We start from the raw sequence: 21108 nt of genomic DNA, 5'->3' as shown, positions 1-21108 counted from the left end.
CGCCCGGCATGGCGTCAGCGCCGGGCAAGGGTCAGGGCCAGATGGTCGGCGAGCCGCACCGCCAGGGCGATGGCGGGAAAGGTGGGATTGGCCTGGCCGCTGGTGGGGAAGACCGAGGCGCCCGCCACATACAGATTGCCCGTTCCGAAGACCAGCGCATCGCGGTCCACCACCCCCGTCGCCGGGCTGTCGGCCATCCGCGTGGTGCCGATCTGGTGATGGCCGTCGGTGCATTGCGCCAGCGCCAGCGCGGCCAGCTCCGCCTCGGGGGCCGCCCATTCCATCCGCCCCAGCCCCGTGCGCTCCAGCCAGGCGCCGAAGAGCGCATGCGCGCGGATCAGCGCCTGGATGTCGGCGGGGCTGAAGCGCAGGTCGATCCGGGCCCGGCGCAGCCCGGTCGCGTCGCGCTCCTCGCCCAGGGTGATGCGGCTCTCGGGATCGGGGGTGGCCTCGGCATGGTAGCGCAGGGAGTAGCGTCGCGCGGCGTTGCGCTGGAAGAAGCCGGGGTGGCGGGGCTTGGCGATTTTCCGCCGCCACAGGAAGCGCGGAATGAAGGTCGCGGTATTGGTCACGTCCAGGGCGACGTTGCGCAGGTGGCGCATCAGCCGCAGCGGACCCGTGCCGATATAGGAGCGCCGGATCGACTCGCCCACGACGAGACGCCCGAGCGGCGCGACCGACAGCGCCAGGAAGGCGGCCGAGAGCAGGCCGCTGCCATGGCCGGGATCGTGGATGGGCGGGAATTCCGGCCAGATCGCGGTGTTCAGCAGATTCTCGCGCCCGACCAGCTCCGCGCTTGGATTGAAGCGCCGTCGGCCGAAGACGCCCTGGCCGACCTGCTCGTAATCGAGGGCGGCGTCGAGCGCCTCGGTGGCGAGCTGGATCGAGGCGATGGTGCCGTAGAGATGGCCCATGTAGCAGCGCCCCACCCAGCCCTCCGGCCCGCCGAAGCGCTGCGGATCGCCATTCTCGGGATCGTCCTGCGCGTTCAGAAGCAGCCGCGCATTCTCGATGCCGCCGCAGGCGAGGACGAAGCGCCCGGCGTGCACCGTCGCGCGCTGGCCGTCGGGCCCCTGGAGGATCGCCGCCTCCACCCGGCCCGCCGCCGAGAAGCGAAGGGCCGCGAGCGTGGCGCCCAGCCGCAGGTCCAGCTGGGGCTCCGTCCTCAGCCGGCGGTCATGGACGAGCTGCAGGCGCGGCTCGCGGCACCAGCGTTCGAGCCGGTGGAAGGTGAAGTCCGGATCGCTCGCCGCGACGCCCGGGACGGGCCGGTCAAAATCCGCCGTGCCGATATCCGCGTAATCCGCGGCGCGGTCGAGGAAGGGCGCGAGGTCCGCGGCCGTGATCGGCCAGCGCGCCAGAGGCGAGACCTCCGGGCGATCCTCGAAATCGAGCGGGTCGAGCGGCACGCAGCGCCCGCCCCAGAGATTGCCCGCCCCGCCGAGGCTGCGCTGGACGGCGATGGCCATGGGAGCATGCCGCGCCGGATCGGCAATCTGCGCCTCGGCCAGGGCCTGGGCCTGGGGCGTGGGCTTTTCCTGACCGGATTCGGCGAGCAGCACGCTGTGCCCCAGCCGCGCCAGCTCAAGCGCCAGGGCGATGCCGGCAGGGCCGGCGCCGATGACGCAGACGTCGTGATGCGACCGATCGAGGTCGGGGCTGAAGGGGCGGATCATCGGTGGGTGGGTCCATGGCGCGCTTCTATTGGCATCGCATCGCGCGTTGCCGCAAGCGCGCATTAGAAGGCGTGCGGCAGCCGGCGCCGCGCCACCCAGCTCGTGGCCAGACCGCCGAAGCCGGTGGTGATCGCCGTCATCGCCGCCGCGCCCACCGGGCCGAAGAACGGCACCAGGGTGATGGTCAGCGCCGTGCCGACCGCCACCTGCACGAGGTTGATGCGGAACAGCGCCCGCCCCTGGCCGGCGCTGGCCAGCAGGGTGTCGCGCATGGCGAAGAGCGCGTTGACCGCCTGGCCGATGCACAGGATCCGCAGGGCCAGCGAGGCCGTCTCCAGCCCCGGCCCCAGCAGGCTCAGCAGCCAGGGCGCGAAGACCATCATGGCCAGCAGCGGGGGCAGGGTCAGCGCGGCCGCGGACCATCGCGCGGCGCGATGCACGGCCCGCAGCCGGGGCCATTCCTCGCGCCGGTGATGCTCGGCCATGCGCGGCGCGGCGATGAGCGACACGTTGATCAGCAGCACCCAGGGCAGGGTGGAGATGCGCATCGCCATGCTGAAGGCGCCGACGGCCTCGGGCGGGGAGAAGGTGGCCAGGACGAGGGTGGGCAGCGTCATCATCGCGAATTGCGAAAGCTCCACCCCCATCAGCGGAATCGACAGGCGCCACAGGGGCGGCATCGCGACGACCGGCCCGTCCGGGCGCACGGCGAAGCGCCGGCGATGGACGAGCGTCAGCGCCAGGCCGAGCACGGCGGTCAGCCCGCGCGCGGCGATGGTGGCGATCATCGCGTCCTGCACGGTATCGCCATGGCCGAACCAGAGGATCGCCAGGGTGATCACCGGCCAGAGCGCGTTGGCCGTCACCTGCGAGGCGACGTTGCGGCCGAGCCCGGCGAGCACCCCCGCGAAGGTGACCGCGAAGGCCTCCATGGTCATGAGCAGGCTGGTCAGCGCCAGCACCGGGGCGAGGGCGGGCTGGTCCATCAGCCGGATGGCGACGGCCGGGCCCAGCCAGGCGTTGATGCCGCCCACGATCAGGCAGCCCACCACAATGACGCGCAGCGCCAGCGTCAGCGCCCCCAGGGCGGCGCGGCCGTCCTGCACGGCCAGCTCGCCCGGCACCCGCGCCGCCAAGGCGCGGTCCACGCCGCAGCGGGCCAGCGCGCCGATCAGCAGCGACCAGGCCAAGGCGGTGAAATAGAGCCCGGCATCGCCGAGGCTGAGCTGCCGGGCGATCAGCACATAGAGGACGAGCTTGCCCAGCACCTCCATGCCGCGCGCGCCCAGCCCCAGCCCCAGTCGCAAGGCCATGCTCCAGGGCAGCCGCCGCCAGGATGCCGAGGCGACAGCAGTCATCGCCACCAGGCCGAGCAGAAGGGAAGCACCGGGCTAGCGGTGCCGACATCGGGCATGCAATACAGCAGGGGGGTCCTTGAGCCGTGGGCCGGATGACGCTGGAACGGAAGAAACGGGACAGTCGTCGTCGCGCATGTGAAAGGATCTATTTCGATATGAGTGGTCTCTCGCTGGCGGTCAAGCGAATGGCGCTTCGCGCCAGCCCGGGCCTGGCTTGGCGGATGGCCGGCTATCTTGATCCCGATGACGGCTTCAACCTGCGCCTCGCCCGCGCCCTGTCCGACCCCCATCGGCTGGGGCTCGATATCGGCGGAAGCTGGGGCCTCTTCGCCGCGGCGATCATCGCCCGCGTTCGGGAATTGCACGTCTTCGAGCCCAATCCCGAGAAGGCGGCCTATCTGAGCTCCGCCCTGCGGGGGGCGGTCGTCCACGGCATCGCGCTCTCCGACGAGGCGGGAGAGGTGGAGCTCTTCATCCCCGACCTCTCCTCCGCCATGGCCACCATCGAGGCCGCCAATCCCGCGCGGCAGCTGCCCGGTCAGCGGGCGCTGGTGCGGCGCGAGCGGCTGGACAGCCTGGATCTCGGCTCGGTCGGTTTCATCAAGATGGATGTGGAGGGTCACGAGGCCGCGGTGCTGCAGGGGGCCGAAGCCCTGCTGCGCCGGGACATGCCCGCGATCCTGGTGGAACTCGAGGACCGGCATCGCCCCGACGCCGTCCGCCTGACGAGCGAATGGCTGCGCGCGCTGGGCTATCGCGGCTATATGCTGGACAAGGGCGTCATCCGCGATATCGCCCAGTTCGACGCGGCGCGGGACCAGTCCGCGGCGGGCCTCGCGGCCGGCGGCAGGGGCCGCTATCTCAACAGCTTCCTGTTCCTCGGGCCCGACGAGGCCGGAGCGCTGCGCGCGCGCCTGGCCGCGGCCGGGGTGCCGCTGCCGCATGGCTGATCTCACCCGTTGCATCCAGGGTTGAACTTCATGCCTATATGGATAACTGGCATGTCGGAATTTCCCGGCGGCGAGCGAGGCTGAATGAGCGGGGATTCCCTCACGACGCCGGCACGGGCCGCTGCGGGCGGCCTTGCGCCGCTCGTGACGAACTCCGTGCCGGGCCATCTGCGCGACCTGTCCTTCGAGGGCTGGGCGCTGCTGCGCAGCGTGCTGGCGACCGTGCGGCACCGCCGCCTGTGGCTGGCGATCGCCTTCGCCGTCCCCGTCGTGCTCTCCATCCTGGTCGCGCTGGTCGTGCCCGCCCGCTACACCGCCCAGACCCTGCTGGTCGTCTCGGCGAACCGCGAGAATGCCAGCTCCAACGAGATCACCGGCGCCGGGCAGCAGCTGCAGCAGAGCGAGGTGCAGAAGCTCGTCCAGTCCGAGATCGACCTGGTGACCAGCGCCGCCGTCGAGCGGCGGGTCTTCGAGAAGATCGCGCCCGACAGCATCTATCCCTCGCTCGGCCGGCGCCGGTTCTTCGGCCTGCTGCCCCCCCCCTCCGAGGAGCGTCAGCGCTCGGCGGCGGCCGTTCAGCTGCGCGGCACGCTGATGGCCGAGGCGCAGCTCACCAGCAACGTGATCCGCGTCTATGTCCTGCATCCCGATCGCGAGACGGCGATCCGCCTGCTGGACGCCGTGCTGACTGCCTATCTGGAGCTGCGCGCCGAGGTCTTCATGAGCCCCGCCGCCAATGTCCTCGCGGTCGATCTCGACCGGCAGGGGCAGGAGCTGCGCGAGGTCGAGAACCAGATCACCGAGCTCAAGGCCCGGATCGGCGTGCTCGACATCAACCAGGAGGCCACTCTGGCCGGGCTGCGGCTGGACCAGACGCAGCAGCGCCTGGACCGCCTGCGCGAGCAGCGCGAGGCCGCGCGCGCCGCCGTGACCGCCACCCAGGCGGCGATCGCCACCCAGCCCGCCCAGGTCGTGGCCCAGCTGGAGCAGTCCAACCTCGCGCCCAATGACGACGCGCGCAACACGCTCGCCCGGCTCCTGCAGGAGCGGCAGCGGATGGCCGCGCAATACCAGCCGAACGCGCCCATGATGGTCGAGCTCGAGAACCAGATCGCGCGCGCGCGCATCCAGGTCGGCGAGGCGCGCGCGAACAACTACCAGTCCCGGCGCGAGGTGCGGAACCCGGCCCTCGAACTGCTCAACGCCCGCCTTCTCGCCGCCCAGGTGGATGCCGACGTGCTGCTCAGCCAGGAGCAGGAGGTGCGCCGCCAGGTGCAGGAGGGCCAGCAGCGCAACCTGCTGCTGCTGCGCGCCCAGAACGACCTGCGCGAGCTGGAGCGCCGCCGTGACGCGCGTGAGGCGGCCTATCTGCAGTTCAGCCAGCGCGCCGCCGCGGCCCGGCTGAGCGAGGAGGCCCGGCTGGGCCGCGGGGCCGCGGTGGGCGTGGCCCAGCGCCCCTTCGCGCCCGCCATCCCGCGCGACCTGACGGTGAGCTTCCTCATCGCGGGCATCGGCGCGGGCATCGGCGTCACCATCGCCGCGGCCATGGTGCTGACCTTCCTCCGCCGCACCTGGCTGCATCCGGCCGAGGTGGAGCAGGCCACGGGCCTGCCGGTGCTCGGCGCCCTGCCCAAGGGTGCCTGGCCGGCCGGCGCGGGCAGCGCGGCACCCCCCATCGCCGACCTCGCGGCGCAGCTCCTCGATGCGGGCCAGCGCGCGCGCGTGCAGCTGCTTCAACTCCTGGGCACCGAGGAAGGCGACGACCGAGACCGCGTCGCCCGTGCCTTGGCCATCGAGCTCGCGCGGACGCAGGGCAAGCGCGTCCTGCTGGTGGACCTCGCGGGGGATGGCATGCGCCACTTCGTGGAGCTCGGCGATCCGGCGCAGCGGCCCAGCCCCTCCAACGAGGGCATCCTGGCGCATGAGACCATGGTGCCGCGGCTGTGGATCGCCTATCAGGCCCGCGATTCCGATCTGGCCCGCCCGCACGCCCTGGAGGCGACGGTCACGCAGCTGGCCGACCGGCTGTGCAAGGCCTTCGACGTCATCATCATCATCGGCGCGGGAGAGATGGAAAGTTATGCGCGCAGAAGGCTCGCGGTGATCGTGGACGGCAATATCCTTATCGCCGGAGAGGACCTCACGCGTTCGACCGACGCGAAGGGGATGATCGAGCGCGTCCAGGCCAGCGGCGGGCATTTCTTCGGCGTGGTCTATACCGGGGCCGAGGGCGGGATGATGACCGCATGACGCCGCGCCGCGCCCTGATCCTGCTGCCGCTCCTGGCGGGCTGCACCGGCCAGACCACCACCGTCGCCGGCGACAATCCCGAGGGCTTCGCGCCCTGGAACGACGCGATCCCCTCCTATCGCATCGGGCCCAACGACAAGCTGAACGTGCGCTTCCGCCTCACGCCCGAGCTCAACGAGATCGCCCTCGTCGGGCCCGACGGCACCATCGCGCTGCGCGCGGCGGGGCGCGTGCAGCTGCTGGGCATGACCGCCGCCGAGGCGGAGGTCGCGATCACACAGGCCGCGCGGCGGATCCTGATCCAGCCCGAGGTCTCGGTGACCTTCGAGGAGGCCGCGGCCAGCCAGATCTTCGTGGGCGGCATGGTCAAGCGCTCGGGCGCCTTTCCGCTCACCGGGCGGCGCGGCGTGATGGAGGCCGTCTTCCTGGCCGGCGGCTTCGAGCCGGAAGCGCGGATGAACGAGGTCGTGCTCATCCGGCGCGACCGGCAGAACCGGCCCATGCTGCGCACGGTGAACCTGCAGGGCTTCGCGCAATCGGCCTCGGCCAATGACGACGTGCCGCTCTATCCGGGCGACATCGTCTTCGTGCCGCGCACGCGCATCGCCGAGGTCGCGCTCTGGGTCGACCAGGCGATCAACAAGACGATCCCCTTCAACCGCGCCTTCAGCTACACGCTGAACGCCTATCCGCTGGGCGGCGGCGGGCTGTGAGCGGGGAGGCCGCGTATCAGCGGTTCTTCCCGACCCCCTCGCGCGAGGCGCAGCCCATCGCCCGCGTGCCGGGCGTCCTCGCCATCCTGCTGCTGTCGCTGCCCATCTACATGCAGGTCTTTCAGTATCTGAAGGACATCCGCGCCGTCTGGGCCTTCGCCAAGATCTCGCCGCTGCTGCTGCTGCCGGTGACGGTCTTCGGCCTGGTCTTCCTCAAGCTGCCCTATCGCGCCCTGTGGCTGCTGCTGATGATCTACCTGCTGCTGGTCGGCCCGATGCTGTCGATGCTCTATGTCGATGCGAGCTTCCTGGAAGCGGCGGGCTCGACCGTGAAGATCTGGGCCTTCGCCTTCTACTTCACCGCCGGCGCGACCTTCCTGATGCTGCGCGTGAGCGAGGAGAAGCTCTCCCGCGCGCTGATGATCCTGGCGGTGACGAATTTCGCCACGCTGTGGATCCTCTGGATCGTGATGCCCGACAGCACCTATGTGACGGACATCACCCTGACCGGCATGTTCCTGTGGGACCAGGAGCGCGGGCCGCGCATCATGCTGCCGCTGGTCTTCGGGCTGCTCGGCCTAGTGTGGATGGCGCGCAGCTTCTCGGTCCGGCCCTCGATCTGGCAGCCGGCGCTGATCGTGCTGTGCTTCACGCTGATGTTCGTCATCTACAAGCAGCGCACGGTGATCGGCTTCTCGCTGCTGATGGTGCTCTGGGCCGCGACGGGCGAGATCCGCCGCCGGCTGCCGCTGTTCTTCTGGGCCGGCTGCGCGCTGGCGGCGGCGGGCTTCATCGCCCTCGTGCCCTTCCTGTCGGAACTTCTCGGCTCCTCGGTGCGCGACAGCCTGGGCGGCTCGCTCACCGTGCGTGAGGAATCCGGCCGCCTGCTCACGGCCTTCCTGGAACAAAGGCCCGAGCGCTGGCTTTTCGGCATGGGCGGGACGACGGAATTCAACACGATCCAGCTGCCCGACTTCTTCCGCAAGCGCGACTTCTTCCTGGCCGATCTGGGCTGGCTGGGCACCATCGGCGAATACGGGCTCGTCGGGAGCGTGCTGATCGCGGCCTGCTACGCCTGCACGTTGCGCGAGGCAGCCCGCGCCGCGTCCCTGGCGCGCACGCCTTTCCGCCTGGCCTTGCAGGACCTCACGATGGTGCTGATCCTGGTCACGGCCTTCTATTCCGTGACCTATACGCCGGGCCAGATCGCGACCGTGATGGCGATCGTGATCTATCTGCAGAGCCTGCCGATCCCGCCCCCGCCGCCGGCGCGCCCGGGCGTCGTGCGCCCGGCCCCGCATCGGCATGGCCTCGTGCCGCGCCCCGTCGCGGGGCGCGGATAGCGGCTCACTCGCGCCAGGGATGCTCGCGCCACATGCGCGTATAGGTCTCGTGCATCCCGACCAGGACGGCGCGGTGCTGGTCCGGATCGAGGAAGCGCAGCGGCAGCTGCTGCTGGTTCGCGAGCGCGATGAATTCCGGCTGCTCCATCACCGTCTTCACCACGCCGGCGAGGCGTTGCAGCACCGGTCCGGGCGTTCCCGCCGGCGCCGCGATGCCCCGCAGCGAGCCGTCCACCACGTCGATGCCCTGTTCGCGGAAGGTCGGCACCTCGGCGGTATTGGTCCAGCGCGCGGTCGCCATCTGGCCGAGCGGGCGGATCTGTCCCTGGCGGAAATCGCCGACACCTTCGCCCATGTTCATGGCCGCGAGCTGGATCTGCCGTCCCAGCATCGCGTTCTTCACCTGGGACGATCCGTTGAAGGGCACGTGCAGCAGCCGCGTGCCGGTCGCGCGCTCGAAGGCGAGGGTCGCGAGATGGTCGTCCGAGCCGACGCCGGTCGTGCCATAGGCGATCTCGCCCGGCTTGGCGCGGGCGGCGGCGGCGAGGTCCTGCAGGTTGCGCCAGGGGCTGTCGGGCAGCACCCAGAAGCCGCCCGGATCGTCCACGACATTGGCGATGGGCGAGAAGTCGTCGAGCTTGTAGCGCGCCTGCCGCTCGATGGGGATGGTGACGAGGTTGGGCGTGTTGATGAAGCCGATCGTGAGCCCGTCGGGACGCGCGCGGGCCAGTTCCGACCAGCCGATCTCGCCGCCCGCGCCGGCGCGGTTGTTCACCACCACGGACTGCCCGAGTTCGCGCTCCATGAAGCGCGCGAGCGTGCGCGCGGCGACATCGGTGCCGCCGCCGGCCGCGAAGGCGACGATCATGGCGATGGGGCGGTCGGGCTGCCAGCTCTGCGCGGAAGCGCGCGTGGCGGCCAACAGGGCGGGCGCGGCCAATATCAGGCGGCGTGGGGTCATTTTGATGCTTCCTCCGTATTTCGGAGGATGCTGCCTCAATCCTTGCCCGGCGCGAAGAGCTTCAGCAGCGGCGGCAGGACCAGCATCACGCAGAGCAGCGAATAGACGAGGCTCACCGAGAGCACGACGCCCATGCTCGCCGTGCCCGGATGCGGCGAGACGGCCAGCGCCCCGAAGGCGGCGGCATTGGTCACGGCCGAATAGATCACCGCGCGATTGAGCGGCGAGGCCAGCAGGTCGCGCCGGCCCTGCTGCCAGGCGGCGACGAAATAGATGTCGTAGGCGACGCCCATGCCGAAGAGCAGCGGCATGGCGATGATATTGGCGAGGTTCAGATCCGGCCCGAAGATCGCGCAATGCGCCAGCGTCATCAGCCCTGCCAGCGCGAGCGGGGCGATGGCGAGCAGCGACAGCCGGATGGAGCGCAGCATCAGCCAGAGCAGCGCCATCACGAAGATCACGCCCAGCGCGCCGGATTCCAGGAAGGCGGCCTGGATGGTGGCCGAGGAGGCCTGGGTCGAGACGGCGAGGCCCGTCGCATCGGGGGCCACGGCCTGCACGGCGCGCGCGAAGCGGCGCAGCATCAGGGTCTCGTCGGGCGTGGTCTGGCGCGGGGCGAGCTCGACGCGCGCGCGTCCGTCAGGGGTGAGCCAGTCGGCCACGAGATCGGGCGGCAGGCCCTCCAGCGTGACCGGCCGCGACGCCAGGATGGCGCGCACCTGTCCGACGAGATGGGTGAGTCCGGGCAGGGTGGCGCGGGCGAAGGTGTCGCGGTTCGCGGCGGGGCCCTCGGCCAGCCGCGTCAGGGCGGCGGCGAGGCGGGCCGTGTCCCGATAAACCGGGCCTTCGCCGCGCAGCGGGGCGAGCTCGGCCGCGGCCTTGCGCAGCGCGGCCACCACGGCGGCGTCGTCCGGCGCGGGCAGGGGCGCGGTGGCCAGGGCGGGGCCGAGCAGCATCGCCGCATCCTCGATGAGGGCGAGCTTGGCCTCCTGCTCCTCGGGGATGAAATCGGCCAGGGTCATGGCCCGCGCCACTTCGGGCAGCAGGGCCAGCCGCCGGCCCAGGGCCTGGGCCTGGGGCAGGTCGGGCGCCAGCACCTCGAGGATGTTCGGGTCGGTGTCGGGATCGCGGGCGAGGTCGCGCCAGGTGGCGACGGATTCCGAGGCGGGGTCGCGCAGGTTGATCGGATTGGTGTCGAAGCGCAGCCAGCCCAGCGAGACGATGCAGGCGAGGCTCAGCACGACCACGCCCAGGCCCACGGCCCGCGCATGGCGCGAGAGCCACTCATCCACCGGGCGCAGCGCGGGATAGCCGACCTCGCGCGCCTCGCCGGCGGGCTTGGCCAGCACCATCAGCGCCGGCAGCAGGGTCATGGCCAGGAACCAGCCGATCACCATGCCGCCCCCCGCGATCAGGCCGAGCTCGGCGACACCTCGGTAATCGGTCGGCAGGAAGGCGAGGAAGCTGAAGGTGACGGCGAGCGCGGCCAGCGTCATGCCGGGGCCGGCCGTGCGCGCGGCCTCCTCCAGCGCGGGGATGAGGGCCGGGAGGTGCACCCGCTCGGCGCGGTACTGCACGGCATACTGGATGCCGAAATCCACCCCGATGCCGATGAAGAGCACGGCGAAGGCAATGGAAAGCGGGTTGAAGCTGCCGACCGAAAGGATGCCCCATCCGGCCGTCCAGATGAGCCCCGCCACCACCAGCACCAGCAGCGGCCAGATCAGCTTCCAGCTGCGCAGCGCCATCCAGAGCAGGATCGCCACCAGCACGAAGGAGAGGACGGCGTTCTCCACCGCGCCCTCGGAGACGGTGGCGAATTCCTCGTCGGCCATGGGCACCGGGCCGGTGAGGCGGATGCGCAGCCCATGCGCCGCGTCGATGCCCAGGCGCAGGGCCTCCGAGCGGATCACCTCGGTCGCGGCCGCGCCGGCGGAGAGCAGCTCGTAGTTCAGCGCGGGCTGCACCAGGATGATGCGCCGCAGTTCGAGCGGGCGGGCCGGGCGGCCGGTCATCATCACGCCCCAGTCGGGGGCGACGACGCGACCCTCGGCGGCGCCCTGGGCGGCGTCCGCGAAGGCGTGCAGCGGGGCGGCGAGCTGGCCCGGATTGGCCTCGCTTGTGCGAAGTCCCTCGGCCATCAGCCCGAGCAGGCGGCCGAGCCCGCGCAGGCTTGGATCCTCGGCGAGCGGGCCGAGCAGGCCCTGCGCGTCGACCAGCTTCTCGGTGACGGACTGCACCTCCGCGCGGTCCAGATAGAGCAGGCCGTGGCTGGCCCAGAAGGGGCCGCCATTGGGCTGGCGGACGCTGCGGAACAGCTCGGGGCGGGCCGCCAGGGTGTCGGCCAGGGTGCCGGCGGCGCGGTCGGAGGTGGCGGCGTCGGGGCCGTCCAGGACGATGGCGATGAGGTCGAGCCGCTGGGGGAAGGCGCGGTCCATCGTCAGCTCGGCCACGCGCCAGGGCAGGTCGGGCGAGAAGAGCTTGCCCACGTCGGAATCGAGGACGAAGCGCGTGGCCGTCAGCCAGAGCGCGGCCGCCGAGACCAGCGCCAGCATGGCCAGCATTCGCCACGGCCGGCGGATCGAGACACGTACCAGCGCGACGACGATCCGGCCGAGGAAGGCGGCCGGATCAGCTGCCGCCATGGGTGACGATCATCAACAGGCCGAAGAGGCCGAGGCAAATAGTATAGCCGAGGTAGCCCGCGCGCCGCTCCCACTCCAGGGACAGGCGCAGGGATTTCCATCGCGCGATGATGGCCAGCAGCGCCAGCAGCGCGGGCACCGCCTCGCCGGGTTCGGGCGGCGCGGAGAGCACCAGCAGCAGGCCCAGCAGGCCGAGCAAAGGCGGGGCGAGAGCGAGGCGGCCGCGCTCGCCGCCCAGCAGGCGCCAGGTCTCGCCGAGGCCGCCGATCAGCACCAGCACGGCCAAGGCGTCGCGCAGGCCGCCATCGGGCTCGGCCAGCAGAAGGATCGCGATGGGCAGCAGCAGGACCGGCCCGAAGCGCGTGAAGCGCAGCCAGTCCGGCCGGCGGATCAAGGAGAGCAGAGCCATCAGCATGACCAGCGCGCCGGCCAGGGCGGTGAGGCCGGGAGCGCGCAGCGCCAAAGCCGGCCAGAGCGAGGGCAGCTCGCCTGCGCCGGGCTGGGCCATCATCAGGGCCACAGTGGCGGCGGCGAGGGCCAGGCCCAGCATCATCTCCAGCTCGACCGTCACGCGCAGGCGCGGCAGCCAGACGGCCCGCGCGCCGGCCCGCGAGCCCATCGCGAGCAGGACCGCCCGCGCGGCGAGCGCCAGCAGCGCGATGGTGGCCAGAACGGCTGTCAGGGCCGAGACGGGGAAGCTGGCGGGGGTGAGGAAGGTCGCGCGGTGGGGCCAGGCCACGAAGCCCGCGACAGCCAGCACGGCGAGGCCGGGCAGAGCGAGGAGAAGATGGCGCGCCCCCACGAGTTGGGCGGCGGCCGGGGGCCAGGGCGCGCGCAGGGCCAGCCACAGCACCGCGAGCGAGCCCAGGCACAGGCCCAATCCGGCCTCGGCCAGCAGGCCCACCAGCTCGCGCGGGCCCATCCAGGGCGGCTCGTCGGAGGCGAAGGCCAGCGTCATGGACAGCGCGGCCAGCAGGAGGAGCAGCGCCGCGCGGAGCGGCACGGGGCCGGTGCGCGGGGCGAAGGCGAAGATGATCAGCCCGGCGATGGCCGGGATCAGCGTGGCCGGCGGGGGGATTATGCCGAAGACGAAGCCGATCACTCCCGCCTCGGCCAGGGCGAAGCCGACCGTGAGCAAGGCGAAGAGTCGGATGGCCGACTGGTTGCGGGCCGTCAGCGCCAGCGACTGCTCGCCGGGCAGGCGGGCCGCCAGGGGCGAGGCCACCGCCACCAGGAAGGCGAGGCTGCCGAACAACGCCGCATGCGCGGCGAGGTTGAAGGCTGCCATCAGCCCCGCGATCGCGCCCGGCAGGATGGCTTCGGCCCCCATCGCCTCAGGCCGGCTTGCGGCGAAGCTGGCGCGCGCCGAGATCCCACAGGCGCAGGCCTCGCAGCGCGAGGCCGGCCATGGCCGGCAGCAGGCGCGGCTGCATCAGGTCGGGGTCGAAGATGGCCATGCGGCGGCTGTTCTCCCGGTAGCAATCCTCCACGAACTTCGTGAAGTTGAACCCATCGAGAAACACGCCGGACTGCGTGACGTTGAAGTCCTTGCCGTCATTCATCTCCTGGCCGCGGCCGACCATGCCCTTCAGCCGGGCGACGGCGCGGCCGTAGAAGATCGTGGACTTCATCGCGCGGAGCGGCGCGATCAGGCCGCGCTGGCGCTCGCGCCAGGCCATGTAGTTGATGAAGAAGACGATGTGGCGCGTCTCCTCATCCATCAGAATGTCGAAGATCTCGAACATGGCTTCCGGCAGGAATTCCGACTCCCTGGCCGTCTTGAACGCGCCAAAGCCCAGGAAGGCGTCAAGGCATTCGCCGAAACCGAAATCGATGAAGGCCTTTTCCAGGTTCTCGGGGAAGTCCTCGATGGGCTGCTCGGTGGCGTTCAGCTGGTACTTGTCGATCAGCACGCGGATCAGCTTCGCGTGCCGCGTCTCCTCGATGCCCTGGATGCGCGCGGCCTCGCGCACGATCGGATCCTGGATCTGCGGCAGGAAGGCCAGGACGATCGCGCCGGCCCGGCGCTCGGTGTGATAGACCTCCTGCCAGAAGGGCACGGCGCGCAGGCGCGCGAGCTCCTCCTCGTTGAGCTCCGGCCAGGGAAGCTGCTCGGGGTCGAAGGTCAGATGCGTGTCGATAAACTGCTGGCAGAAGAGGTTCTTGTGCTCTTCCGACCCGGCGACCATGCGTCGGCTCATCATCGGATATCCTTGGGTCAGGCGGCCTTGGGCCGCGGCGTGCGCATGAACTTCCGCGCGATCCGCACCAGGAAGGGCATGGTGGTCGGGCGCAGCAGGCGGCTGTCATAGCCGGAGAAGCGGCGGTCGTTCTCGGAGAGGCAGAGGTCCATGATCTGGGGGAGGGAGATCTCCTCCTCCACCAGCGCCTTGGAGCCGTTCACCGTGAAATTGTTGTCCTGCTTGTGCTCGTTGCCGGCGCCATCGACCGTCTTGGCCATGCCGATCCGCTCATAGCCGAGGAAGACCCAGACGGCCCAGACGCGCATCTCGAAGAAGGGGCGGCGCCAGAAGGGCATGTTCTTGCGGTGCCAGGCGAGCCAGTTGGCGAAGAGCAGGATGTGGCGGCACTCCTCCTGCATCACCGGCTCGAAGGTTTCGACCAGCTCCGAGGGGAAGAGCTCGGAGCGGCGGGCCATCTCGAAGAGGCCGAAGGCGAAGAAGCTGTCCACGCATTCGCTGAAGCCGGTGACCAGATAGGCCCATTCGGGGTCCTTCGGCTCGACATATTCGGGCTCGGGCGCGAGCGGGATGCCATAGGCCTCGACCAGCTTGGAGAGGACCTCCTTGTGGCGGCTCTCCTCCCATCCGTTGCGCGCGATCGTCTCGCGCATCTCGGGGTCCGCGAGGGTCGCCGCATAGGCCGCCATGCGCAGCCGGGCCTTGCCCTCCGTCTGCACGGCGATGTCCCAGATGGGCAGGGAGGTGATGCGGTTCTGCGTCTCGGGATCGAGCTTCGGCCAGGGGATGACCGAGGGCTTGTAGGGGTTGAAGGTGTCCTCGAACATCTTGCAGACGGCGTGCTTATGCGCCTCGGACCCGATGACGAGACGGCCCGGTTCGGGGCTCTGCCAGTGGCGGGCCGCGTGGTCGGCCGCGGCGATGGTGGCGGCGTCGGCGGTGTACACGCTGGTGTGACTCCGGAGGCTGAGGGGCGGCCTTGAAGGCTGCCCGGGTTGCATATCCGGCCCCGCCGGGTGCGGCAAGTTCCGCGAGGAGCCTCCCGGGCGGCCCTTACCCTCCGGGCGCATTCGGATGCGGACAGATGGGAGCAAGGGCCCCGTCCGCAAGGCGCCGGGCCGTGCGTATCGCGCAGGGGCGCAATGGTTTTCCCAGTTCTTCGCATTGCGGCATGGGCTGTGCTAAGGGCTTCCCCTTGTTTTGATCCGGAGCGGATTCGGTATGGGTATTCCTCTCGCGCAGCAGGCGAAGGTTGCGGCCTATGTGGTCAAGCAGCAGCTCGCCGGGCGCAAGCGCTTCCCGCTGGTGCTGATGCTGGAGCCGCTGTTCAAGTGCAATCTGGCCTGCGCCGGCTGCGGCAAGATCGACTATCCCGACGCGATCCTGAACAAGCGTCTCTCCGTCGAGGACAGCCTGGCCGCGGCCGAGGAATGCGGCGCGCCCGTGGTGGCCATCGCCGGCGGCGAGCCGTTGCTCCACAAGGAGATGCCGCAGATCGTCGAGGGCCTGCTCAAGCAGGGCCGCATCGTCATCCTCTGCACCAATGCGCTGCTGCTCGAGAAGCGCATGGACGCCTATAAGCCGCATCCGCGCTTCATCTGGGACATCCACCTGGACGGCGACAAGGCGCAGCACGACTGGGCCGTGAGCCAGGAGGGCGTCTATGAGCGCGCCGTCGAGGCGCTCAAGAAGGTGAAGGCGCTGGGCTTCCGCACCGCCATCAACTGCACGCTGTTCAACAACGCCCATGCCGAGCGCACCGCGAAGTTCTTCGACGACGTGACGGCCCTGGGCGTGGACAACATCATGCTCAGCCCCGGCTATTCCTACGAGCGCGCGCCGGACCAGAAGCACTTCCTGAACCGCCAGTCGACCAAGGAACTGTTCCGCGACGTCTTCTCGCGGAACAAGGGCGGCAAGGATGGCAAGACCAAGTGGCGCATGGGCAACTCGCCCCTCTTCCTGGACTTCCTCGCCGGCAACCAGAAGTACAATTGCACGCCCTGGGGCAACCCGACGCGCAACATCTTCGGCTGGCAGCGTCCCTGCTATCTGCTCGGCGAGGGTTACGCCAAGACCTTCAAGGAGCTGATGGAAGAAACGGACTGGGACAAGTACGGCGTCGGCAATTACGAGAAATGCGCCGACTGCATGGTCCATTCCGGCTTCGAGGCGACGGCGGCCATCGATTCCATCACCAAGCCCTGGAAGGCGATCGCGGCCCAGCTGCGCGGCCCCCGCACCGAGGGGGCGATGGTCGAGGAGATCGACCTGACGAAGCAGCGCCCGGCCGAGTACGTCTTCTCCACCCATGTGGAGAAGGCCATGGGCGACATGAAGCACGAGCCGCCGAAGCGCGCGGCCAAGCACGGCAACACGGCCGCGCCGGTGTCTCCCGCCGAATAGCGGCCTCTCGGCCCGCCTGCCGGCGGCGAGGCGGGCCGGCCGCGCAACCTTTTCATGGGTGTTTGTGTTGGCGACGGCAGGGCTGGCACAGGCCGCGCTTCGCCTTGAATTGGCCTGAGTTCTGCGGTTGACTGACTGTCCCGAATTGCCCTGAAAGCCCTGTCTGCCATGTGGCGCGCCGCAATCCTGCTTCTCCTCGCCGCGCTGCCGGCCCGGGCAGACACCGTCTATGTCCTCAATTCGGGCGACGCCTCCATCTCCGTCGTGGATGTCGCGACCCTCACCGAGACCCGCCGGATCCCGCTGCTGCGCGAGGCGCATCACATGGTGATCTCGCCGGATGGCCAGAATCTGGTCATCGGCGACAGCGGCGCGAACGAGTTGATCTTCCTCGATCCCCGCACGGGCGAGATCCGCCGGCGCGAGCGGATCAGCAATCCCTACCACCTGGAATTCAGCCCCGATGGGCGCTTCCTCGTCGTCGCCTCGCTGCGGCGCGACCAGATCGACATCTACGACGCGACTTCCCTGGCCCTGATCCAGCGCTTCCGCCAGCGCGACAAGCCGAGCCACGTGGCCTTCAGCCCCGACAGCCGCTGGGTCTATGTGACCATGCAGGGAACCGGGCAGGTGGCGGCCGTCGATCTGCAGGCCAAGGCCGTCGCCTGGCTGCAGGATGTCGGCCCCGAGCCCGCGGGCATCATCTGGAATCGGGGCAAGCTGCTGATCGGGCTGATGGGCCGGCAGGACTTCATCACCCTCGACCCCGGCACGCGCGAGGTCCGGCCCGTCTTCCAGGTCGGGCGCGGCGCGCATACGGCCTTCCCCGCGCCGGACGGGCGCACGCTCTACGCCACCTCGCGCGTCGACAGCCGCATCGCCGAGGTGGACGCCGAGACCTATGAGGTCCGCCGCGTCTTCGACATCGCCGGCGGTCCGGACTGCCTGGCCTTCGACGCCGATGGCCGCATCTTCGCGACGCTGCGCTGGACGGGCCGCATCCTCTCCCTGGATCCGCGCAGCGGCGAGAGCGCCCAGGTCCGCGTGGGCCGCAGCCCCCATGGCCTCTTCGTCATGCCGCAGCGCGAGGGCGTGAACGCCGACTTCGCCTATGCCGCCCCCGGCGCGGTCAGCGGCAGCCGCCCGATGGCGCAGCCGGTCGTCGGCGGGGGGGCTACGGTGCGCGTCGCCGTGGCGCCCACGCCGGTCGCCCCCGCCGCGGCCGACCTCGCCGTGCGCGTGAACGCCGGAACGCCGGCGAGCTATCCCTCCCGCGCCAGTCTGCGCTGACGTGATCGCCCGCCGCACCCTTGGCGCGGCGCTGCTGGCGGGGCCTGCGGCCGCGCAACCGGCCAGCCCCCGCCTGGGGCGCGCCTGCGCCGGCACGCTCTACCTCACCATCGACACCGGCTGGGGCCGCGAGGCGGAGACGATCGCGGCCGCCATGGCGCGCCACGGCGTCCGCGCCACGCTTTTCGTCGCGCAGGAGCCGACCTTTCGCGGGGACCGCTCGCTCGATCCGTCCTGGGGCGATTTCTGGCGCGCCCGCGCGGCGGAGGGCCATGCCTTCGCCAGCCACACCTGGCGCCACTGGTATTTCCGCGGCGATGCCGGGCCGGGGCGCACCTCCTACGTCTCCAACCGGGGCGAGGGCAGGGCGGTGCTGGACCAGGCCGCCCTCTGCACCGAGCTCGCCCGCCCGGTCGAGGCGCTGCGCGCCCTGGCGCCCGAGGCGCGGGTCCTGCCGCTCTGGCGCGCGCCGGGCGGCATCGTCACCCCGGGCGCGCTGGCCATGGCCGGGGCCTGCGGGCTGCGCCACCAGGGCTGGACCGCCCATGGCCTCCTCGGCGACGAGCTGGATTCCGCGGCCCATCCCAATGCCGCGCTGCTGCGCCGCAACCTCGCGCAGATCCGCGACGGGGAGGTTCTCGTGATGCATTGGGGCGTGCGCTCGCGGCGCGAGCCCTTCGGGCTTATCTTCGAGGCGCTGCTGACCGGGCTGCTCGAACGCGGCTTCTGCTTCGCCACCCTCCCGGCCGAGGGAAAGAGATGATCGACTTCTTCCAGGACCAATATGACAGCGTCACGGGCTGGCTCTTCGAGGCCCTGCTCCAGCCGGCGATGTATCGCCTCGGCCTGATGAACTGGGCCGACGAGGCCTTCCAGTGGATGGACTTCTTCGTCTTCGGCCTGATCCAGGTGGCCGTGGTCGCCCTCGTCTGCCTGCCGCTGGAGCACTGGCGGCCGGTCGAGCGCTGGGAGAGCCAGCGGGTGGTCCGGACGGACGTGGTCTACACCCTGCTCTCGCGGCTCGGCATCCTGCCCTTGCTGGGCTTCATCCTCTTCTACGCGGCCTCCTCGCGCATCGAGGGGATGATCGCCGACAGCGGCTTCGTCCCGCCGACGCTGGAGACGCTGATGCCCTGGCTGCGCGAACAGCCTCTGGCCGCGCTGGCGCTGTACATCGTCATCCTCGATTTCTCGGAATACTGGCGGCACCGCTTCCAGCACCGCTTCGCCTGGTGGTGGGCGCTGCATTCGATCCATCATGCCCAGACCCAGATGACCTTCTGGACCGACGACCGCAACCACGTGCTGGACGACATCATCGCCGCCGCCTGGTTCGGCATCATCGCCGTGGCGATCGGCGTGCCGCCCGGCCAATTCCCTATCATCCTGCTGGTGCAGCGCCTGGCCGAGAGCCTGAGCCACGCCAATGTGCGGCTGGATTTCGGCAAGCTCGGCGAGCGGCTGGTCGTGAGCCCGCGCTTCCACCGCCTGCACCACGGCGTGCTGAGCGTGGGCAATTCGGGCAAGAATTACGGTGTTCTGCTGCCCGTCTGGGACTGGATCTTCGGCACGGCGGATTTCAAGCGCGACCATTATCCGCGCACGGGCGATCCCCAGGCGCCGGCAGCCTATGTGCGGGGTGGCTGGTTCGCGCAGCAGGTGGAGGGCCTGCGGCAGGTGTGGCGGGCGATCACGGCCAGGAGGGCCTGAATACCCGTCCTCGGAAGCGCGAATGCCGCCGAAGGCGGCGGCTTACGCGCCGTCACCCGCCTTCTTCAGATCTTGTCGAAGCCGCCACCTGCAGCCACGAAGCCGCCGGTCACGCGCAGCGAGTCGATGGCGCCATGCTGCTCGATCGGGGCGACACCGGCTCCATTGGTCCTGATGCCGCCGCTGATCTCGATCTCGCGCGCCGAACCGCCCGGCTTGATGCTCAGCGCGATGGCCGAGAGCGTGACGACGACACCCTTCACCAGTGACGGCCCGGTGCCGCCGAAGGTCTCGATGCCGCGATGCACGACCAGCCGGCCGATCGGCTGGCTGATCTGAACGCCAACCGCGCCGTCCGCGTGGGTGATGACGCGGTCGAACTCCGCGAGGTTGACCGTGCCGGTATAGACATTGAAGCCTCGCGCGCCCTGGCCGAAGGTCTCGATCGGAGCATGGACCTTCAGTTCATGGACGATGCCGAAGTTGACGAAGCCGATGCCGCTCGGGCCATGCGAGGTGATCTTCGCCTCGGCCGTCCAGCGATCGACCACGCCCCAATTGTCGAGCACCATGTCGTTGACGCCGTAGGTGACGACCGGACCGCGATTGCGCACGACATCGACATAGGCGCCATGGACCGTGAAGACACCGCCTGTGATCTGGTCCGCCGTGCCGGACGCAATGCCGCCGTCGCTATAGACCGCATTGGTTTCCAGCCGCCTCACGTTGAGCCGGCCGGCCTTGTCGCCACCGCCGCTGACGAAGATGCCGCTGCCGCGAACCGGCGCGCCGTCGCGGCCAGCCGAAAGGCCGACGAGGTCGGCACTGACCACCACGCCGGTATCCTGCTGCATGTTCCAGAGCGTGAACGCGCCGTTGACAACGTAGACGCCATAGCCGTGCGGGCGTTCCTTCTCGCTGCGAGCATCGGCCGCGATGATATCAAGCCCATTCACATCGACGTGGCCTCCGCGCACCTTGTCGCGGGCGAGAATTCGAACGCAGCCGGTCGTGGTGACGCTGCGCAGCTCGATCCGCCCGAGGCTTTCGACCGAGGTGTCGTTGAAGATCGCGCGCTTATCCTCGGAGGCGTTCAGACGGATGTTGTGGATACGGTTGTCCGACGACAGCTGAAGGCCATCCACGCCTGCGGCGAAAGTGATGGAGGAGTGTTCGTGCTGCCCCCGCAGGAACTGTCCTGGAGCGAGGCGGACGGAAGGGACATCGATCAAATCGCCAACCACGACAATTCGCTGGACGCCTTTGTCCTTGGTCAGGGCGACGAGTTCTTCGGCGGTGGCGGCTGATTTTTCATTATTTTTCATGTGATTATCCGTCCCGAAGTCGTTTTGTGGTGCGGTTTTATCGTGTCATGCACGGTTCGACCGACGTGTGAGATCGGCGCCTGTCGGGCCCAATGATGTCCGACCTGGGTTTGAAATATGCATCAAGGCGGACATCCGCCGATGCCCCTGAATTTATAGGTTTACGTAATGTCGCAGCAGGGAACGTGTTCCCTGCTGCGAGAGTTGGGGGCGAAGCCCCTTCAGGGCGCGATGCTCGTCAGGATCAGCCCCGCGAGGGCGGTGAGCCCAAGAAGGGGCA

16 protein-coding genes are annotated in these 21108 nt (G+C 70.0%); 8 read left to right on the top strand and 8 right to left on the bottom strand.

Annotated elements, in window-relative coordinates:
- Nucleotides 1–14 precede the first annotated feature (14 nt).
- Both ACO057_RS14440 and ACO057_RS14435 read right to left on the bottom strand, forming a co-directional pair.
- The gene (locus ACO057_RS14440) at nucleotides 15–1676 is read right to left on the bottom strand and encodes an FAD-dependent oxidoreductase (protein WP_421992907.1); all 1662 of its coding nucleotides are present in this window, start codon (nucleotides 1674–1676) and stop codon (nucleotides 15–17) included.
- 62 nt (nucleotides 1677–1738) lie between these two features.
- Entirely contained in the window at nucleotides 1739–3034 is a 1296-nt protein-coding gene (locus ACO057_RS14435) for an oligosaccharide flippase family protein (RefSeq protein WP_421993062.1), read from the bottom strand.
- Nucleotides 3035–3189: 155 nt separating this feature from the next.
- Between ACO057_RS14435 and ACO057_RS14430 the strand changes: the two genes are divergently transcribed.
- The 4 genes from ACO057_RS14430 (at nucleotide 3190) to ACO057_RS14415 (ending at nucleotide 8290) form a co-directional block, all read left to right on the top strand.
- Nucleotides 3190–3984, top strand: coding sequence for an FkbM family methyltransferase (locus tag ACO057_RS14430; RefSeq protein WP_421992905.1), 795 nt, complete (start codon nucleotides 3190–3192; stop codon nucleotides 3982–3984).
- An 84-nt stretch (nucleotides 3985–4068) separates the two neighbouring features.
- Nucleotides 4069–6234: an exopolysaccharide transport family protein gene (locus tag ACO057_RS14425; RefSeq protein WP_421992903.1), complete on the top strand. Its 2166-nt coding sequence runs from the start codon at nucleotides 4069–4071 to the stop codon at nucleotides 6232–6234.
- The gene (locus ACO057_RS14420) at nucleotides 6231–6947 is read left to right on the top strand and encodes a polysaccharide biosynthesis/export family protein (protein WP_421992901.1); all 717 of its coding nucleotides are present in this window, start codon (nucleotides 6231–6233) and stop codon (nucleotides 6945–6947) included. The genes ACO057_RS14425 and ACO057_RS14420 overlap by 4 nt, the downstream gene beginning before the upstream one ends.
- Nucleotides 6944–8290 (top strand): hypothetical protein, encoded by a 1347-nt coding sequence (locus tag ACO057_RS14415; protein WP_421992899.1) that lies wholly within the window; start codon nucleotides 6944–6946, stop codon nucleotides 8288–8290. Before ACO057_RS14420 ends, ACO057_RS14415 begins: the two co-directional genes overlap by 4 nt.
- Before the next feature lie 4 nt (nucleotides 8291–8294).
- Here ACO057_RS14415 and ACO057_RS14410 read toward each other — a convergent pair whose 3' ends face one another.
- Genes ACO057_RS14410 through ACO057_RS14390 form a run of 5 tightly spaced genes read right to left on the bottom strand, consistent with a single transcriptional unit; the run spans nucleotide 8295 to nucleotide 15044 of the window.
- On the bottom strand, nucleotides 8295–9251 hold the full coding sequence (locus tag ACO057_RS14410; protein ID WP_421992897.1) for a tripartite tricarboxylate transporter substrate binding protein: 957 nt from the start codon (nucleotides 9249–9251) through the stop codon (nucleotides 8295–8297).
- Between the two features lie 35 nt (nucleotides 9252–9286).
- Nucleotides 9287–11896, bottom strand: coding sequence for an MMPL family transporter (locus ACO057_RS14405; RefSeq protein ID WP_421992895.1), 2610 nt, complete (start codon nucleotides 11894–11896; stop codon nucleotides 9287–9289).
- Nucleotides 11883–13226 (bottom strand): hypothetical protein, encoded by a 1344-nt coding sequence (locus ACO057_RS14400; RefSeq protein ID WP_421992893.1) that lies wholly within the window; start codon nucleotides 13224–13226, stop codon nucleotides 11883–11885. The genes ACO057_RS14405 and ACO057_RS14400 overlap by 14 nt, the downstream gene beginning before the upstream one ends.
- Before the next feature lie 4 nt (nucleotides 13227–13230).
- Entirely contained in the window at nucleotides 13231–14097 is an 867-nt protein-coding gene (locus tag ACO057_RS14395) for a hypothetical protein (protein ID WP_421992891.1), read from the bottom strand.
- 17 nt (nucleotides 14098–14114) lie between these two features.
- Nucleotides 14115–15044 carry a ferritin-like domain-containing protein gene (locus ACO057_RS14390; RefSeq protein WP_421992889.1) on the bottom strand — a complete coding sequence of 310 codons (930 nt, stop codon included), beginning with the start codon at nucleotides 15042–15044 and terminating at the stop codon, nucleotides 14115–14117.
- A 274-nt stretch (nucleotides 15045–15318) separates the two neighbouring features.
- Here ACO057_RS14390 and hpnH point away from each other — a divergent pair, with 274 nt between their 5' ends.
- From hpnH to ACO057_RS14370, 4 genes are all read left to right on the top strand, one after another.
- Nucleotides 15319–16503, top strand: coding sequence for an adenosyl-hopene transferase HpnH (gene hpnH / locus ACO057_RS14385; RefSeq protein ID WP_421992887.1), 1185 nt, complete (start codon nucleotides 15319–15321; stop codon nucleotides 16501–16503).
- A 168-nt stretch (nucleotides 16504–16671) separates the two neighbouring features.
- Nucleotides 16672–17793, top strand: coding sequence for a YncE family protein (locus ACO057_RS14380; protein ID WP_421992885.1), 1122 nt, complete (start codon nucleotides 16672–16674; stop codon nucleotides 17791–17793).
- A gap of 1 nt (nucleotide 17794) precedes the next feature.
- Entirely contained in the window at nucleotides 17795–18556 is a 762-nt protein-coding gene (locus tag ACO057_RS14375; RefSeq protein ID WP_421992883.1) for a polysaccharide deacetylase family protein, read from the top strand.
- Nucleotides 18553–19503 (top strand): sterol desaturase family protein, encoded by a 951-nt coding sequence (locus tag ACO057_RS14370; protein WP_421992881.1) that lies wholly within the window; start codon nucleotides 18553–18555, stop codon nucleotides 19501–19503. Before ACO057_RS14375 ends, ACO057_RS14370 begins: the two co-directional genes overlap by 4 nt.
- 65 nt (nucleotides 19504–19568) lie before the next feature.
- Here the strand turns inward: ACO057_RS14370 and ACO057_RS14365 are convergent, their stop codons facing one another.
- A complete protein-coding gene (locus ACO057_RS14365; protein ID WP_421992879.1) occupies nucleotides 19569–20828 on the bottom strand; it encodes a hypothetical protein in 1260 nt (419 codons plus the stop codon).
- Between the last annotated feature and the right edge of the window lie 280 nt (nucleotides 20829–21108).

The sequence above is a fragment of the Roseococcus sp. genome, from assembly GCF_965227005.1.
GTDB lineage: Bacteria > Pseudomonadota > Alphaproteobacteria > Acetobacterales > Acetobacteraceae > Roseococcus.
This window is presented reverse-complemented; position numbering and strand designations above follow the sequence as displayed.